Genomic DNA, 17,246 nt, shown 5'->3' with positions numbered 1-17,246 from the left:
TCTAAATCAGTGGATTGCGACCAGCCGTCGATCTGCTCAAATCAGCTCGACGCTGTAAATCGCTTCGAGCGATGAAGAGATCAACTCATTGGGGCCGATCAGTTTTACTCACGCCCGGCCTGGAAAATCCATTCTGTGTGAGGGTTCGCCTTCACGTCTTCCAACATTTTTAAGACCTCGGCTTTCCATCCAGCTTTGATCTTTAAAGCCAGTTGAGACGGCGGCCGATGGTTGGGTTCAAGGATCGCGTATTCATATCTGAGCGGTTTCTTGAATGGCAAAAAAGCGACCTTTCCGTCGGACAGGTTCAATTCTTGCTCGGTCACGACGGTCAGCGGATCAACGATGCTGCAACATTGCCCGGAGCTGACGAAGGGGATGAGGGGCTGAAAATACTGGCAGGTCACTGTCGGATTGTACTCAGCACCGACCTCCTCGAATTCCTGCCGGATTTTGCGCTGGAATGGGTGTGACGCATGCAAGCCGCCCATGGGCGTATCGTTCAGATCAGACAGTGTCAGCCTCTTACGCGAAGCAAGTGGGTGGGTGCGGTCAATGGCACAGAAGCAATCTGCTTTGATTAGTTCGGCAGAGTACTGCGGTTCCTTGCCCGCCGAATGTTCGAAATCAGCAAAGCCGAAGTCTATGTTCTGGGTCCCTGCAAGCTCCATAATCTGAGGTGAACTGCGGGTCGAAAGAGTGATGCGAATATCGGGGTTTTCTCCGACCGACTGGCTGATGAAACGCGGGAACAAAAAGGCGGACGGGCCGGGCATCGTTGCGATGTTCAGGCTGCCTGCATGCCCTTTGATCAACCCTTCCATTGTGCTGGAGATGGTGGCGAGACGGTCCAGAATGCCTGTGGTTTCGGCCAGAAGGTAGTGCGCTTCAGGAACCGGAACCAGGCGTCTTCCCTTGCGTTCAAACAGGGTCAGTCCCAGCGTTTTTTCCAAGTTTTTCAACGCAAGGCTAATCGCCGGCTGAGTGCGATTCAGTTTCTTGGCAGTTTGCGAGATAGAGCCGGTCTCCATCACTTCGCGAAACACTGTGAGCTGCATAAGGTTCATGGTTAATGTATAAATAAAACCTTAGTTTTGTGAAGTATAAAAAATTTGCATTTATGCGAATCGTCTCTACGCTGAGGAGATCGAATTCGGGAAAACCGAATCCAGCGATCCAACAACGGAGATGATTATGAAATTCGTGAAATGTTTGACCGGACTGGCCTTGGCAGGCGCGCTTGCCGCCCCTGCGCTGGCGCAGGATCCAACATTCTTCCGCATCGGGACCGGTGGCGCAGGCGGAACCTACTTCCCCATCGGCGGCACCATCGCCAACGGAATTTCTGCCCCTCCGGGATCTCGCCCGTGCGAAGAAGGTGGCCAATGTGGCGTCCCGGGCCTGATCGCAATCGCGCAATCCACGACCGCGTCGGTGTTCAACAATGCCGCAGTGCAGAATGGTGAACTTGAGGCCGGTCTGGCCGCAGCCGATGTGACCCGTTCAATGTATCTGGGCGAAGGCAAGTTCGAGGGTAAACCTCATCCCAACCTTCGCATCGTTGCAAATCTGTTCCCCGAGGACCTGCATCTCGTGCTGCCCGCCGGTCAGACGATCAACGACCTGGGTGATCTGGAAGGCAAGCGCGTCGGTATCGCACAGGCTGGATCGGGTACGCAGGTTGCTGTTCTGCAGATGCTCGACGCCTGGGGTGTAAACCGCGACAATATGGATGAAGCCGAACTGAACAACAGTCAAAGCGCCGAGCGTTTGGCTGACGGTCAGTTAGACGCCTATTTCTACGCTGCGGGCTGGCCAGTTGCTGCGATGGTACAACTGTCCTCGACCAAAGGCATGAACCTGCATTCGTTCAGCGATGAAGATCTGGCCAAGATCAACGAGATCATTCCGGCCTATATCCCTTCGGCCATTCCGGGTGGTGTCTATGAAGGCATAGACGCGGAAACCAAGACCCCTGCGGTCAGTGCTATGTTGGTCGTGTCCTCGGATCTGTCTGAAGATCTGGTCTATCAGCTGACCAAAGCCCTGTGGAACGACAACACCCGCAAGCTACTGGACAACGGCCATGCCAAGGGTAAGCAGATCACGCCCGATACCGCGCTGGATGGTGTAGAGGCGCTGGGTGTTCCACTGCATCCGGGTGCCGAGAAGTTCTACAAAGAAGCCGGACTTCTTCAGTAAACGCAACAAACTGAACCGTATCGTCGGTGCCCCTATGTGGGGCACCGCACACTGGAACTATGCGAAATCGGGAGGCCATCATGTCCGAGACCCAGAAACTTGATGACCACGAATTGACAGCCGAGGAACTAGCGGCCATCGAAGAACAGTTCGATGAAGGGGCCGCGGTCCGGCAGGTGACGCCCACCACAGGAAAAGTTCTCCGTGTTGTGGCCCTGATTTTAGCGTTCTACGAATTCTTCACGGCCGGATTCGGCCTGCCCGCAGACCACTGGCACATGGGCATCTACCTCGCCCTGCTGTTCATTCTGGTCTACGCCACAATCCCGATTGTCGGGGCCAAAAGCCTTTATGCCCTTAAGGTCAGCCGGTTCCGCATCGGTAACATCCCGCTCTATGATCTGGTTTTCATGGCGCTTGGCATCATTGCCGCGCTCTATGTTGGCGTAGCTTGGCGCGGCATTCCGTTCCTTGGGATCGAGGAACAGACGTTCCGGATGGGCAACCCCAACAACTATGATGTATTTCTGGGCGTCGTCATCATCCTTTTGGTGCTGGACATTGCGCGGCGCACGCTGGGCTGGGTGCTGCCCCTTATCATCTGTGTTTTCATCTCATACGCCCTGCTGGGGCCGTACTTCCCCGGACTGCTGCAGCATCCCGGCGTGAATTTCAAAACCTTCGTATCGTCGATGTATTTTCCGCAGGAAGGTATCTACGGCGTCACGCTCTGGGTGGTTTCGACTATCGTCTTTCACTTTGTTTTGTTCGGCGTCATCGCGCAACGCACCGGTCTGGGGCAGCTGTTCATCGACAACGCGACTATACTTGCGGGCCGTTATACTGGCGGTCCGGCAAAGGTATCAGTCGTGTCCTCAGCTTTCTTTGGCACGATCTCGGGCTCATCGGTGGCCAACACCGTATCGACCGGAGCATTGACTATCCCCAATATGAAGCGCCTCGGATACCCGGGCCATTTTGCGGGCGGGGTTGAGGCTGCGTCTTCGGCCGGCGGCCAGATTACTCCGCCGATCATGGGCGCTGCGGCCTTCATCATGGCCGAGTTCCTTGAGGTTCCGTACACCACCATTGTGATCGCGGCGATCTTCCCAGCAATTCTGCACTATGTCGGCGTCTTCGCTGTGGTGCACCTGATGGCACGCAAGCTGAACCTGAAGGGTCTGGCGAAAGAGCAACTGCCGCAACTCAAAGCCGTCTGGGCGGAAGGCTGGGCCAATATCGTGCCACTGATCGGCCTGCTGGTGGTGCTGTTTACGGGCTACACGCCATTCATGTCCGCTTTTTGCGGTATTTCTCTGGCGGTCATCGCGGGCATGTCGCGGATCAAACAGCCGCCAACGCTGGTCTATGCCGCGGCTTTCCTGGCTTTTGTGCTTTGGAAATTCTCGGATGGCGGGTTCGACCTGACGATGACCGCAATCCTCTGTGGCCTGTCGGTTATTGCCACGCTGAATCCACAGAAACGGATTGAAGTGCCCGAGATGCTGCAGGCGGTCGAACTGGGCGTGAAGTACTCGCTGGCCGTTGGTGCCGCAGCGGCTGCGGTTGGCATCGTGGTCGGAGTGATCAACACCACTGGCATCGGCTTTCGCATTGGCTTCATGGTGACACAGGGCGCGGGCAATCTGGCGTCAGATATCTACAACATGATCTCGTTCGGCAGCTTCCAGCTGTTTGCCATGGAAGACCTGCAGCTATTCATCTCACTGGTCTTCATAGCCATCGTCTGTATCCTGATGGGCGCGGGTATCCCGACCACAGCGTTGTACATCATGCTGGTATCGGTCGCACAGCCTGCTTTGGCGCAGCTCGGCGTTCCTCCCATCGCCAGCCACCTGTTCGTGCTCTATTACGGCGTGGTGTCAGAAATCACACCACCGGTCTGTACGTCGGCCTACGCGGCTGCTGCAATTGCCAACTCGAATCCGTTCCGCACTGGCCTGTCGGCATTCACTCTTGGATTGGGCAAGGTGATTGCGCCGATGGCTTTCGTATATGCGCCAGTTCTGCTGTTCGTATCCTCAACCGGCTTCAATTTCTGGGAGTTCACTTACACCGCCGCCAGCTGTATCGCCGGGGTCATCGCCCTGTCGGCTGCGGTTGTGGGCTACTGGCTGAAACCGATGAATGTTGCGGCGCGGATTCTGATGGCCCTTGCGGGGATTATCTTTGTCGCGCCCAGCCTGACGGCAGACCTGATCGCGCTGGCCGTTGCCTCGCCTGTCATCGTCACCCAATTGATCGCGCGCAACCGCAGTCAATCTCCGGCCTGAACTGATGACAGAACAAGTGACCATCATCGGCGCAGGAATCGTCGGCATCTGTTGCGCTTTGTCGCTGCAGGAACGGGGCATTCAGGTTCGGCTGATCGATCGAGGTGAGCCGGGTCAGGAAACCTCGTTCGGGAATGCTGGTGTGGTTTCGCCTTGGTCGATCATTCCGCAAGCAATGCCCGGTATCTGGAAAATGCTGCCCAAAATGCTGCTAGACCCTAAGAGCGCGCTGTCAGTCAGGCCCAGCTTCTGGCCCAAAATGATTCCTTGGGGGTTGCGATTTCTCGGAAACTCAGGAGAAAAAACTGTTCGCGAAGTCTCGGACGCGATGGAGGTTCTTTGTCGCCCCTCCGTCGATCTGTACCGGCGTCATTTACATGGTACCGGGCACGAGAACCTGATCACCGATAGCTATTACATCCACGCCTTTCGCCGACCAGAACAGGCTGATCTGGACGGGCTTGGATATCTTATCCGCCGCGAAAAAGGCGGCGATCTGGAACGCGTCGACGGTGACGAACTGCGCCGATTGGAGCCCGCTATGTCCGAAGCGTTCAAAGGTGCGATTGTGATCAAAGGGCAAGCGCGTGTAACCGCTCCGGGACGTGTGGGAGCGGTTTTGGCCGAAAAGGCGCAAGTGCAAGGTGCTGAAATTGTGCAAACCGAAGTCACCAAGCTTACCCCCGCAGAAGAGGGTGGTTGGCAGATTGCAACTGCGCAGGATACGCTAACCGCCAGCCATGTTGTTCTTGCGGCAGGCGTATGGTCTTCCGACCTGTTGAAACCATTGGGATTGCCTATGCCTCTCGTGGCCGAAAGGGGCTATCATGTCGAATTCCCAACCCCTGCGGTCGAACTGAACAACTCGGTCATGGATGTGGATGCAAAGGTGGTCGCAAGTTCGATGCTTGGGGGGCTTAGGGTCGCCGGTACGGCTGAATTCGGCAGCGCCGATGCACCCGCTGACCCACGGAAGAAGCAAATCCTGTCCCGACAGGCCAAGGCCATGATGCCCGAGCTTGATACAGGTGAGGCGCGGTTTTGGATGGGTCGGCGCCCGTCATTCCCGGACAGCTTGCCGGCAATCGGGCATTTAAAGGACCAAGAGGGGCTCTATGCAGCGTTCGGGCATTCTCATTACGGGCTGATGATGGCCCCGAAAACCGGCGAGCTAGTGGCGGATATCGTCTTGGATCGCATCCCGAATATCGATCTAGCACCGTATACACCAACCCGGTTTTGAACTTTCAAATCAAAAAAGGACCTGATGACAATGCCAATTTATCAAGGCGGCCAGAATATCTGCGGGGCCTCAATCGGTGTGCTTTGCCTTGAAAGCTATTTCCCAAAGCCACCGGGCCATATCAAGAATCCGTCCAGCCTGCCATTTCCGGTTCTGTATGAAATGATCGACGGGGTGACTGTCCCGACACTTCTGAACAACCCTACGCCGGAATTGCTTGAACCCTTCATCGAAGGTGCCAGACGGCTTGAGGCCGAAGGCGTGCGCGCCATTACCGGCAGCTGTGGCTTTCTTGCGCTGTTTCAAAAGGAACTCGCGGCAGCGGTTTCTGTTCCCGTCTTTGCCTCCAGCCTGATCCAAGTGCCGCTGGCTTATCACATGACCGGCGCGAACGCTCCGGTGGGTGTTTTGACTGCAGACGCGTCTGCTTTGACCGCCCGGCATTTTGAAGGCGTCGGTGCCGCCGGTGTTCCGGTGGCGGTGAAGGGACTGGAGGACACTAGTGAATTTGCAGAAGTGATCTTGCGGAATACCCGCACCCGTATGGACACAGACCTGATCGAGGCCGAGGTCCTGAACGCGACCCGTAGCCTGATGCTTGATGCCCCTGATATCCGCTCGCTGGTTTTGGAGTGTACAGACCTGCCGCCCTACGCATCGCGCCTTCAGGAAGAACTGCGCCTTCCCGTGTATGATCTGACGACACTTGCGCAAATGGCACATTCCGTAGCGGCCCGCGAGCTATACTCTGGATTGATGCCCTGGCAGCGTTAGTGCGTGCCAATCAATTCGAATGAAGGAATGACATGGACCATGGCCGTAACCTCAGGATATCTGAGGTCTTGCAAAAATGCCAAAGCTGCAGGAGTGCTATGTGACCATTGATCTGTCCATTTTGATGGCCGCCATTTGCCTCGGGGCAATGCTGCAGGTTGGCGTGGGCATCGGTTTCAGTATCATCGCGGGTCCCCCGATGATGATCCTGCTCGGCACCTCGACGGCAGTTCCCATATTGCTGTTGCTGAATACCCTTGTGTCGATAGTCGCGACGGACCGTCATGTACTAAAGAACAACAAGCCACTCATTCTTAATGCGATCATCGCATGTTGTGTCGGTGTAGCTGCCGGTCTTACTGTTTATCCGTTGTTGAACGAGGCGTTTGTTCTGGCCTTGACGGCCTGCTTGTTGTTGATCGGTATAATCACCACCCTGCTTCCCTTGCGCGGCACAATCGGGCGTTTTGGGTTTTCAGCCATTACAGGACTGTCCGGGCTTGCGACAGTCTGGGCAGCAACACCGGGCCCACTTATGGTGTTTGGTTTGATCGCAAAGGGCCGTTCAGCAAAAGAGGTGGCCAAGCTGGTGCAACCCATCGCGCTGGTGGCTTATGGCATTGCATTCCTGTTGCACAGCCTGTCCGAAACGCAGGCCATCACATACGGGCCGCAACTGCTCGGCTTTGTCATAATCACGCTGGTAGGCAGCCTGCTTGGACGGGCAGGGGGCCCTTACTTGCCGCAATCGGTCGTCATAGCCGCGATCCGCGTGGTTTCTTTCATCGCTTGCTGTGTCCTGTTCCAGCGCGCCTATATGATTGCATAATCCCGGGAGGTGCACGATGCAACGAAACGACAATCTGGAGAGATTTCCTCGCGCCCGGCTTTTGTCGGGCCCGACACCTCTGGAACGGTTAGACAGGTTGTCGGCGGAATTGGGGATCGACCTCTGGCTCAAGCGCGATGATCTGACGGAGCTTGTGTTTGGCGGCAATAAAACACGGCAGCTCGAATTCTACCTCGGCGATGCTCAGCAACAAGGTGCCGATACCATTCTAATCACCGGTGCTGTTCAGTCCAATTTTGTCCGATCTGCAGCCGCGGCGGCCGCTAAGCTGGGCATGCAATCCGTGCTTCAATTAGAAGAGCGTGTCCCAGATATGGACGATGAGTATTACAGGTCCGGGAACGTATTTTTGGCACAGATTCTGGGTGCCGAGCATATGAGCTATCCCGAGGGCGAAGACGAAGCCGGGGCCGACGCGGCATTGCACGCGCGTGCTGACGAATTGAAGGCCCAAGGCCGCACGCCATACGTCATTCATCTGGGCTTGAATCATCCACCTCTGGGGGCGTTGGGCTATGTCGTTGGCGGACAGGAATTGTGCGCCCAGATGCCCAATTTCGATGCGGTGGTTGTGCCGTCAGGCAGTGGTGCTACGCATGGCGGTTTGCTAACCGGTCTAGCACTGGAAGGCAGCACGGCCCCGGTATTTGGAATATGCGTGCGCAGAGATCGCGAGAAGCAACACGCCCGCATGATGATCGTTCTACAGAAACTTGCAAACTTGCTGGATGTTGATGCCGCTCTATTGCAGGCGCGGATCGATGTCTATGACGATGCATTGCCGCCAGGTTACGGCAAAGTGAACGCAAGAACGCGTGCCGCACTGGAAAAAATGGCACGGACCGAAGGGGTTTTCCTCGACCCGGTTTATTCCGCCAAGACATTCGCCGGTTTGATGCATCTGGTTGAAAGCCAGAAGATTAAACCGGGTCAGAAAGTTATTCTGCTGCACACCGGCGGGCTGCCGGCCCTTTTTGGATATCAAAATGAACTGGCGGACAATCTGACTTGAAGGAAACTCGGCCTCGTAGTGCCGGCTTCTGATCTATGGCTCCCATTGGCATTTCAACGCTTGTGCCGTGGGCAGCTCAAATCACTGCTAAATTCAACAATGAGAAAGTACAAGTTATGACAATCACCCGCATCGAAACCGGTCAGCGCATGAGCCGGATCGTGAAACACAACGGCGTTGCCTACCTGTGCGGTCAGACTTCGGACGCGCCGACCGTGGCAGATCAGACGCAGGACATTCTGGCCAAGGTTGAGGATCTTTTGCAAAAGGCAGGCAGCGACAAGACCCGCATCCTAAAATGCGAAATCTGGTTGGCGGATATGGCAGACTTTGCCGAGATGAATGCCGTTTGGGACGCTTGGGTGCCCGAAGGCCACGCGCCCGCCCGCGCCTGCGGAGAATCCAAGCTCGCCCGTGATGTATTGAAGGTCGAAATGATCGTGACGGCAGCTTACGACTGAGCGGCGGCTGATTGCGGTTAATAGGGTAGGTTTTCTGGACCTTTGCAAGTCCAATCCCTCGGAGATTGAGCTATTCACGGTCCAGAAAACACCCTAGGTCTTCGCGTCTGCGTTCGCGTGCCCACATTTGCGTCTCTGAAAGCGATTGCTGACGGGAGATGACGGCGATGCGTTAGTTTCGCAGTTTCACCACCAACTGGCATGTGATGCGCGCCCGGTGGGTTCATATCGATTGCCCAAAGTCACTGTAGTGGATTCAAATCCTTACGCATCTTGGGTGGGTCAAGAAACAACACAGGATAAATAGCGCTATTCGAGTGCTATTTCAGATCATTTTGGCCAATTCAGGGCTGCGCTAAGCTGCTGCTAATACAGCAAATTTTTGCTCTCCGAATTTGACCAAATAGCTGCCGCGTATTAATCGACTTGCAACGAAACGAGCGATCAACTCTTTGTCTTTGCAAGATACGTCCAAGTTGGCCCGGCGGTTTCCCCTGATCCATCCGGCAAAGGAATACGCATCAATTTCTGCGCCAGAGACTTGATGTCATACATTGCTGGGACCAGTGACCTTAGCGCAGTCTTGTCCGTATTAAACGCAATGTGCAGACCATCAAGCAGGCCGGACCAGGCCGCGTTAAATTCTGCAGATATTTCTTCGATCTCTGGCGCGTTCTTGAAGTCTTTTTCGGACGGATCATCCCGCATCGGGGATACCGCGCTCCAATCGACGATGAGGTCGCCACCGGTGGGCGGGCCGTCTATGCTGTCATCTGGTTTATAATACCGGCTGTGCAGGATTTCGTTGAATTTGAAATAGTGCGCAACATCCTCGCGGTGATCAGGGCCAGGGATAATGTCATTGTCGCCAGCTCTGTGACCAAGGTCTGCGCCTTCCCCTTCATCCATGATTTTCTTTATCGCCTTCAGCGCGGCCTTACGGCGCTGCGACGGGGTGCCAATCACCTCGATCACCTCACCTCCAGCACCGAAATAGTCGGCGTCGGTGATTTGTCGTGCCTCATTACCAGTAAAAATCGCGGCATCCCCATAAGTATCACAGGCTTTGCGCAACCTTTCCCGGATGTAGATGTAAAAACCTCCGATCGTATGATAATCACCGCTTTTCGCAGCTCTTTCATCTTTTGGTGCCGTTTCAACCGCACGAAAGCTCTTGATTTGGTCTGGCGTAAACCTGCGCAGATAAACAGTTGGACCGCGCCCGTTTAGCAGTGGCTGGGGGTATTTGGGCAGCAGCTTAGGATTGTTCAGCTCCGGAGTTCCGCCAATCGAATTCATGACATTCGCCGCAAGAACCATGTGCAGCATTTCTTCGACCATAACCTGCCGGATCACTTCGATGGGTTCGGCGTTTACGATTGTAGGCTCAGACCGGTCATACTGGCCTTGTTCGAGGATCGAATAACACGCAGTCGCATAGGGAGGAATAGTAGTGAGTTCAAGAATAAGCGCGTCCTGAAACAGTTTACACAGTGTCGCGCGCTCTTTCTCCAGTTTGTCTTTCGAGGTCATTTTGCACCCCCTTTCCGAACAGCATCCGATATTGCTCTGGAGGCTCGGTAAGCCATTGCCGACATCGTGAGTGTCGGGTTCGATGTTGCGATTGTTGGCATCGATCCGGCGCCTACCATCCACAAATTGTCGTGATCCCAGGTTCGCATTACGTCATTAGTCACCGAATTGCGCGGGTGCGTTCCGATCCGATGGGTTCCGACAAGATGACCTGCGCCAAAGAACGTGTATCCCCGGCCGTCATAGGTGAAATATCCGGCGTCAGATGGGTTGTAGGCCGTGTGGTTTCGAATACCCAGGCGCTGAAAAATCTGGGTGCAAGTGTCATAGGCAGTTGCCAAACCGGCCCGCGAATAGTCATCCAGATCATAGCTGATCACAGGGCGATATTCACCCATCGGTGTGCGATAGGCGGGATCAATCGTGACTCGGTTGGTCGAGCGGGGCAGTTGTTCGACCATCGTGCCGATGCGAACCTGTCTTTGAACATCGTGATATAATTTGTCACGAAGCGCTTTGCCAAAGAGGTTCTCCTGTTCAACAAAGCGCGCCACATCCGTGTTTGGGGCCCCGGTGGCAAAGTTCCAGCCCCAGTTTCCGATCTCGAGCCTATGTGCGGCAGTTCTATCACGAAAGGTCCCGTCCCGGAAATTGGCGTAGCTTGACGTCGATCCCGGCCCACGAAACGGACCAACCGGCTCGGGCGCGGAACCCCAAGTCATCATGTAGGGATGATCCATCAGGTTGCGGCCCAGTTCGCCGCTGGTCCGACAAATCTCGGAAGCCAGCGCAAGAGTTACGTTTTCCACCGCTCCACCAGCAAGGACGTATTGTTTGCCCTTGGCACGGCGCAGTTCGTATTGCGCGACGCCGGGGAAAGGGTACTTCTTGTAAACGATACCCGAAACGCGACCGCTTTCGGCAAGTTCGACCTTGGACGCCACGGCTTGCGTGATTGTCTGCATGTGATGTTTGCGGAGATGCCTGGCATCATCCAGCGTTTTCATTGCATTGTATTTTGCCTGGATTGGGCAGATCGGGATACAGCTTGAGTTGCCCTCGCAGCGCTGGCCCATATAAGCAAACGGGCCGGTTGACCCGCGCGGTCGGAATTGGGGCCTCATCTTACGGCCCACAGGTATGCCATTGGCATTTTTTGGCTTGCGCGGGGTTGAGTTGCGGCCTTGTGGAGTGCGTGAGACTTTCAGTCTAACTGTATCTTTAGGGTCTTCGCCAATTTCAATGGGCATGCCGTCTGCCCGGGCAAAGAACCCGTCGATATAAGACGAGGGTATCGAGTGCATGGGGAAGTCATATCCTTTAGCAAAGTACCCCCGGTTATCATGCTTGCCCGAGGTCTTTATTCCCAATGCTCTGGGTGTCTGTTCCTCGGCGTCCGCAGAGACGCCGATTTCCCACTCGGCTCTTTCATAGTCGGATCGAATATCCTTGTAGCCAAATGGCCAATCGACCCCTTGGCCGAACCTGCTCTGCATTTCGAAATCTGCGGGCATCATCCGAAGGCTGGTGCCCAGCCAATGCAAGGAGGTTCCGCCATAGGCACGCAGATAGTTGCTGCCGAAGGGCAACGGGCCACGTTGAACAAAGTACCCGTTCGTGTCCGGTTCGGTGCCGCGAACCGCCGTAATGTCCAGCACCGAAGGTGACGGCAAAGTCGGCAGATCCGGGTAGGGTGAGTTCGGTGTTTTCGCCAACGAGAGGTAGTACTGATCCAGATAGGATCGGTAGGTCTCCCACGTTTTACCGTGATCTGCACCGGCCTCGAGGATCAGAACTGTATGCCCTGCTGACACAAGCTCTTTCGCCAGAATGGCACCAGAAAATCCAGCGCCGACAATGACCACATCATAGGTTCTGTCGTCGTCTGTAATCGCGTTCATTGGCCCGCCTCCCGTTTCCGAGGAGGTTCAAGCGCCCAAGCACCAAAACCCTGCTGCTTTGCCCCCATGGGATGGGCACCGATGGCGTCCCAGACCAACCCTTCCTTGTACGAGCGTGTCGAGATGATCTTGACCACATCAAAGCGAGAAGCGCCGTAGCTTTCGCGCCATTCTTGCGAAAGCGGGACCCACTGACCCGTGTACCAAAGCTGAATCAGCGAACGCGCAATCGGGCCAAGGCACCTGTCCGACAGATAAGTTTGGCGGATAATCTGATCATCGTCCCCTTGCCCGAGGGATTGAGCGTGAGACAGAAACCGGCTCAAAATCTCTTCTGGCAGAACCTGTCGGAATTGATGCCAGTATTCCCCGGTGCACCCGGTCCCTTGCAACTCGGCACTATTGTAACCCGTCAATGCCGCGCTGACCGTCAGGAAGGCTTGATGGGCGGGACTGTTGTCATGCTGTGACATGGCGGTCTCCATCAATGGCATCCACGTAGAACCCGCGAGGCTCGAAGCAGGCGGGGGGGCTTTCAAAAACCTGTACGGCGACAGGGGTGAAGTCGGTGAACAACCGATGCATGTCCCGTGTCATCGGGAAATCGTTGTTGCCGAGTTTCAGTTTGAATGTCTTGGCGATGCGCTTGCCGTCCTTGTTGTCCAGCATTGCAGTTTCGAAGAGGCCCGAGATTGTCCAGCGGGTCCAAACAGTGCGGCCAAGACCGGTCGCGAATTCTGGGATCGGAGTGCAATTTGTTGTCGTCCACTGATTGCCACTAAGCTTTCCCAAATCGGCGGTCAAATCGTAGACGATGGTTTGCGGGTCGTCGGGGTTGACCAATTGAATCCACCAGGATTTCGGAGAGATTGGCGGATGGCCTTTCATCTTGGCGTTCAGCGACGGCACTTTGTAATTGAACTGCCCCAGAAACTTGGGCTCGCCAAAGGCCTGACGCCCAGCCTTGACAGCAACCGCATTGTCTGCGGCTACGTGTATTCGCAGATGCCCGATGGTCTTGGTCTGATCGCGGCCGTGCAGATACTCGGTCAGGGACATCTTCGGAACGCCGGGCACCCGGTTCGAAGGGTAAGCCAGAAGGTTAAATTCAACCTCGTTCACAAAGCCCAAGGAATTGTCATAGTGGGCGGTGTAGCGTTGAAAATTCAATAGAATGACAGCTTTGTTCTTTCCATTTTCATCGGGGAACTCCGCCACGCACAATCCTGTACCCTTGACGAAGGGTTTGGCGGCTTCGACCGAGGTATACCAATACATCCATTGGCATTGCAGAGAGGCATAATAGAAGGGAAACGTATCAAACTGCTTGGGCAGTTTTGGCATGACACCGGTGACATTCGTCTGATGGCAGCGGTCACCTTTTGATTTCTTCTTAGTCATAATGGCTATGTCCTCCCGACTGGCTTTGACTATCTCGTATGTTTCAAATGTCCTGTGATGAGCTCTCCGTTTTTGCAGTTCCAAGTTTTCTCAGAATAGAGCGTGTCTCGGCCAAATCCGGACCATCGAACCCGGCGACTTCTTCAACCGCTTTTTTGATCCGGTTCAGGCAATCGGGGGTTGGATCAAGCTTTGCCAGCTCTTTGATCGTACGCAGCAGCGGACCAAAATGCCCGCGGTCCAGCGCCAAACTGACAGCCTGCTCGAAATGATCGATACACGCTTCTTCATGACCTTGGGTAAGCGCCAGACGTCCTCTTAGCCGGGTCAAACCGACAATCCAGAATTGTTCCCCCCCACCCAACGTGATCTGCTCGGCTTCGTCCAAAAGCTCTTCTGCGAGTTCGAGATGTCCGTGCAGGATGGCCGCGTCTGCATAAAGATACAGAAAGAAACTCAACCCCAGCCGGCAGCCGGTATCCCGCCATTCCTGAAGACCAAGTTCGATTTCCTTCAGCGCGCCGTCGCCCAACTCGTTCCGGCGTGCCCATCCGTTCATGATCCGCGCCCATCCACGCCAGAACTGAAACGAGTACTCCTCTGACAGCGCAATCAGATTGGCCGAGCTTTCCAGTACAAGGTCTTCATCACCGCGGAACTGCGAGATCCAACCCAGAAATGCATTTGCAAAGGATTGACTGAAGGGATGCGCTGTTTCTTCCGCGTGAAGCACGGCCTTTTCGATCGCGTCCAAAGCGCTTTTCGTGTCGCCCGACAACCAGCAAGACAGCGCACGATATCCCTGAAGCGCGACGGATAGATCAACGACGTCAAAATCCAGCCCCATGAACCGGTGCTCAAGCGACAGATTGACATCAATCCCTGCCTGCAGATGCGTTAGGGCGTCCTGCGGCTGGCCAAGATATGTCTGCAGCGAGCCAAGTGATCTCTCGGCGGATACAATGGCAAGAGGGCTTTTCAGATCCTGACAAAGCGACACCAGGCGATCCGCATTCTGTTTCGATACAGCATATTCGCCCCCCAGCATTGTCGATCGGAACTGGCCATAGACGACTTTGAACAACCGCTCTGTTTCGCCGTATTCACGACACAAGGTTTGTGCCCGGGCATATGCGGAAAGGACCGAATTGTGTGCGTATCCTCGTACAAACGCCAAAGGAACCGCGATGGTGATTTGCAGATCAATCTCGCGCCGGTCGCGGTCTTGCGACGCAGGCAGTTCCTGCAGACATTCCAGGGCGTGCTGCAGATGGGTGATGGCCTCAACATTTGCAGAATGATCCAATGCCTGGCGCGCGGCCCGCATAAGGTTGAGCTCGGCCGCCAAATAATCACCGGCCCGCCAATAGTGATGGCCCAGAATCTCTGGCTCGTGTTTAACAATTTCCTTGTAGTTCTCTTCAAGAACCGCCGCGATTTGACCGTGCCATCTGGACGCCGTCGAACGCAGCATGGATTGATACGCCGCATCCTGTACCAAGGCGTGACGGAACCGATATGTGTCTTCCACGCCTCTCAGCCCGGCGGGAACAATCAACTCTGTTTCAAGTAGCTGCTCCAACGCTCTGGTGATTTCCTGGTCGCTCCATTTCAAAACGTGGCTAAGCAGGTTTCTTTCAAAGTTGCGCCCGATTGCAGCAGCGACCTGCACGATCTCGCGGCTGGCGGATAACCGGTCCAGCCGGGCCATCAAGGAATCCTGCAGAGACTCCGGAATTGCCATGGACAACTCGGCCTTGCTTTGCCCCCGGCTTGCCAGCAGACCGGATTCCATCGCCATTTTAGTCAGTTCTTCGACAAACAGCGGCACGCCATCGGTTCGGTCTGCCAACTGGGTCAGAACCTCATCCGAAGGCCGGATCCCCGAAATGCTTTCAACCAGTTTGAAGATATCGCGCCGGACCAGACGGTTCAGCTCCAAGGTGGTGACATGTGACTGGTTTCGCCAGGGTGACTGGAATTCACTGCGGGCCGTCATCAAGACCAGGCAGCGCCGGTTTGACAGTTGTTCAACCCATCCGTCGACAAACTCAAGCGTGGAAGCATCGAACCAATGTACGTCGTCCAGCAACAACATTAGCGGTGAAGATTGTTCTAATCCTGCGCAAAGCCGCAGCAACGCTTCGATCAACGCACCCTTTTCCCGTTCAGGCGCCATTGGTTCAGCCGGGATTGAAGTGTCTTCCAGCGCCACTAGGCGCAGAATGGGCATAACACAGTCAGGATCATCGAGACCGAGTTCAGACAAAAACCCGATGATCTTAGCCCGGTTCTGTTCTGGAGTCTCATCAGGTGTCATTCCGGTCAACGCCGTAAGCGCGTTTTTTATCGGGTAAAATGCGCTGCTTTGATGAAGCGGTGAGCCGAACAGAATGAATTGCGACGCATCTTCTTCGGCCAGATCATCGCTCAACCCAAAGGCGATCTTAGATTTTCCGACACCCGCATCGCCGGTCAGCAACAGCACTTGCCCTTCACCTTCCAGCGCACCCTCCCACCGAGATCGGACCAAGGCAATTTCCGCCGTCCGACCGATGGTTGGTGTTTTGTCGTGTGAAAAGTCTTTGCGCCCCGTTTCGAACCCCAAAACCTTCTGCCGGGCCTCAAACAGCTCTAGCGGAGCGCTAATCCCTGCCAATTTCGGCGCGCCCAAAGACACAAAGTCGAGCCGTTCACCAATCAGGCGTCGCGTCACCTCGGAGATCACGACTTGCCCGACCTCGGCAACGGACTGAATACGGGCCGCCACGTTCGGTGTGTCTCCGAACAGCCACATCTTTTCGTCCAATGACGAGCTGTTGGCGGTGCCAACAACAACGGGTCCGGTATGCATTCCGATGCGAACGTTGGTCGCAACCGGCTGGCTGGAAAATCCAACTTCAATACCCTCTGCCATCTGGGTAATTTCAAGCGCGCACAGCGCGGCCGAATAGTGACTCGCCTCTTGCGCGACGGGGTAACCAAAGACAGCCACAACACCATCACCTGCATAGTTTGCGATCTCACCGCCAAATTTCGCAACCGTGCTACCGACCAGATCGCGATATTGGGTGATAAGCTCACGATAGTCTTCGGGATCAAATTTTTCGGACAACGCGGTAGAACCAACCAGATCGCAGAACATGACGGTCAGTTGCCGCCGTTCCGCAACATTTTCAGGTGCGGGCGTTAGTGGCGGTGAATTGTCTTGCTCTGACTTTTTGACCGGCGCTGATCCGACCACAGACGCACCGCAGGCCGTGCAGAACTTTGCCTTTTGCAAAGCTGGGGCTCCGCACGCTGTACACGTAAGGGACAGGGCGTTTCCACAGCTTTGGCAATACTTCGATCCGGCAGGATTGGCCGAACCACAATTTGGGCAATTAACGTCAGGACTTACCAAAATGGTCGCCTTCGTAAGTTTAGATAGATCAGGTCAAAATTAGAAACGATAGAACGAAATCACGGCTTCTTATAACATAATATCAACAATGCGTCGCCCAACAATTCCTGATGGATGAACCAGGCTGCAACTTTACCCGGCGCAAAGCCCCGTGGATCAACAAAATTACAGG

13 protein-coding genes are annotated in these 17,246 nt (G+C 55.1%); 7 read left to right on the top strand and 6 right to left on the bottom strand.

What is annotated here, in order from left to right; genetic code table 11:
* Window positions 1-104: 104 nt before the first annotated feature.
* A complete protein-coding gene (locus ACR0JG_RS06455; RefSeq protein ID WP_480568246.1) occupies window positions 105-1,067 on the bottom strand; it encodes a LysR family transcriptional regulator in 963 nt (320 codons plus the stop codon).
* 127 nt (window positions 1,068-1,194) lie between these two features.
* Between ACR0JG_RS06455 and ACR0JG_RS06450 the strand changes: the two genes are divergently transcribed.
* The 7 genes from ACR0JG_RS06450 to ACR0JG_RS06420 all read left to right on the top strand — a co-directional run bounded on the left by ACR0JG_RS06450 (window position 1,195) and on the right by ACR0JG_RS06420 (window position 8,836).
* Window positions 1,195-2,202, top strand: coding sequence for a TAXI family TRAP transporter solute-binding subunit (locus ACR0JG_RS06450; RefSeq protein ID WP_170394045.1), 1,008 nt, complete (start codon window positions 1,195-1,197; stop codon window positions 2,200-2,202).
* An 80-nt stretch (window positions 2,203-2,282) separates the two neighbouring features.
* Window positions 2,283-4,496 carry a TRAP transporter permease gene (locus ACR0JG_RS06445; RefSeq protein ID WP_480568243.1) on the top strand — a complete coding sequence of 738 codons (2,214 nt, stop codon included), beginning with the start codon at window positions 2,283-2,285 and terminating at the stop codon, window positions 4,494-4,496.
* A 4-nt stretch (window positions 4,497-4,500) separates the two neighbouring features.
* Entirely contained in the window at window positions 4,501-5,739 is a 1,239-nt protein-coding gene (locus tag ACR0JG_RS06440; RefSeq protein ID WP_480568240.1) for an NAD(P)/FAD-dependent oxidoreductase, read from the top strand.
* A 24-nt stretch (window positions 5,740-5,763) separates the two neighbouring features.
* On the top strand, window positions 5,764-6,513 hold the full coding sequence (locus ACR0JG_RS06435; RefSeq protein WP_480568238.1) for an aspartate/glutamate racemase family protein: 750 nt from the start codon (window positions 5,764-5,766) through the stop codon (window positions 6,511-6,513).
* 76 nt (window positions 6,514-6,589) lie between these two features.
* Window positions 6,590-7,342, top strand: coding sequence for a TSUP family transporter (locus ACR0JG_RS06430; protein WP_480568235.1), 753 nt, complete (start codon window positions 6,590-6,592; stop codon window positions 7,340-7,342).
* 16 nt (window positions 7,343-7,358) lie between these two features.
* Window positions 7,359-8,375, top strand: a complete 1,017-nt coding sequence (locus ACR0JG_RS06425) for a D-cysteine desulfhydrase family protein (RefSeq protein WP_480568232.1) — start codon at window positions 7,359-7,361, stop codon at window positions 8,373-8,375.
* Between the two features lie 116 nt (window positions 8,376-8,491).
* Window positions 8,492-8,836 carry a RidA family protein gene (locus tag ACR0JG_RS06420; protein ID WP_170394035.1) on the top strand — a complete coding sequence of 115 codons (345 nt, stop codon included), beginning with the start codon at window positions 8,492-8,494 and terminating at the stop codon, window positions 8,834-8,836.
* A gap of 444 nt (window positions 8,837-9,280) precedes the next feature.
* On the opposite strand, the gene ACR0JG_RS06415 is transcribed toward ACR0JG_RS06420, so the two are convergent.
* Genes ACR0JG_RS06415 through ACR0JG_RS06395 form a run of 5 tightly spaced genes read right to left on the bottom strand, consistent with a single transcriptional unit; the run spans window position 9,281 to window position 17,074 of the window.
* The gene (locus tag ACR0JG_RS06415) at window positions 9,281-10,369 is read right to left on the bottom strand and encodes a ferritin-like domain-containing protein (RefSeq protein ID WP_480568229.1); all 1,089 of its coding nucleotides are present in this window, start codon (window positions 10,367-10,369) and stop codon (window positions 9,281-9,283) included.
* Window positions 10,366-12,270, bottom strand: coding sequence for a GMC family oxidoreductase (locus ACR0JG_RS06410; RefSeq protein WP_170611518.1), 1,905 nt, complete (start codon window positions 12,268-12,270; stop codon window positions 10,366-10,368). The genes ACR0JG_RS06415 and ACR0JG_RS06410 overlap by 4 nt, the downstream gene beginning before the upstream one ends.
* Window positions 12,267-12,743, bottom strand: coding sequence for a hypothetical protein (locus ACR0JG_RS06405; RefSeq protein ID WP_170511783.1), 477 nt, complete (start codon window positions 12,741-12,743; stop codon window positions 12,267-12,269). Before ACR0JG_RS06405 ends, ACR0JG_RS06410 begins: the two co-directional genes overlap by 4 nt.
* On the bottom strand, window positions 12,730-13,671 hold the full coding sequence (locus ACR0JG_RS06400; RefSeq protein WP_170511785.1) for a hypothetical protein: 942 nt from the start codon (window positions 13,669-13,671) through the stop codon (window positions 12,730-12,732). The genes ACR0JG_RS06405 and ACR0JG_RS06400 overlap by 14 nt, the downstream gene beginning before the upstream one ends.
* Window positions 13,672-13,714: 43 nt before the next feature.
* Window positions 13,715-17,074, bottom strand: a complete 3,360-nt coding sequence (locus ACR0JG_RS06395; RefSeq protein WP_480568226.1) for an adenylate/guanylate cyclase domain-containing protein — start codon at window positions 17,072-17,074, stop codon at window positions 13,715-13,717.
* Between the last annotated feature and the right edge of the window lie 172 nt (window positions 17,075-17,246).

The sequence above is a fragment of the Ruegeria sp. AD5 genome, from assembly GCF_056542345.1.
This window is presented reverse-complemented; position numbering and strand designations above follow the sequence as displayed.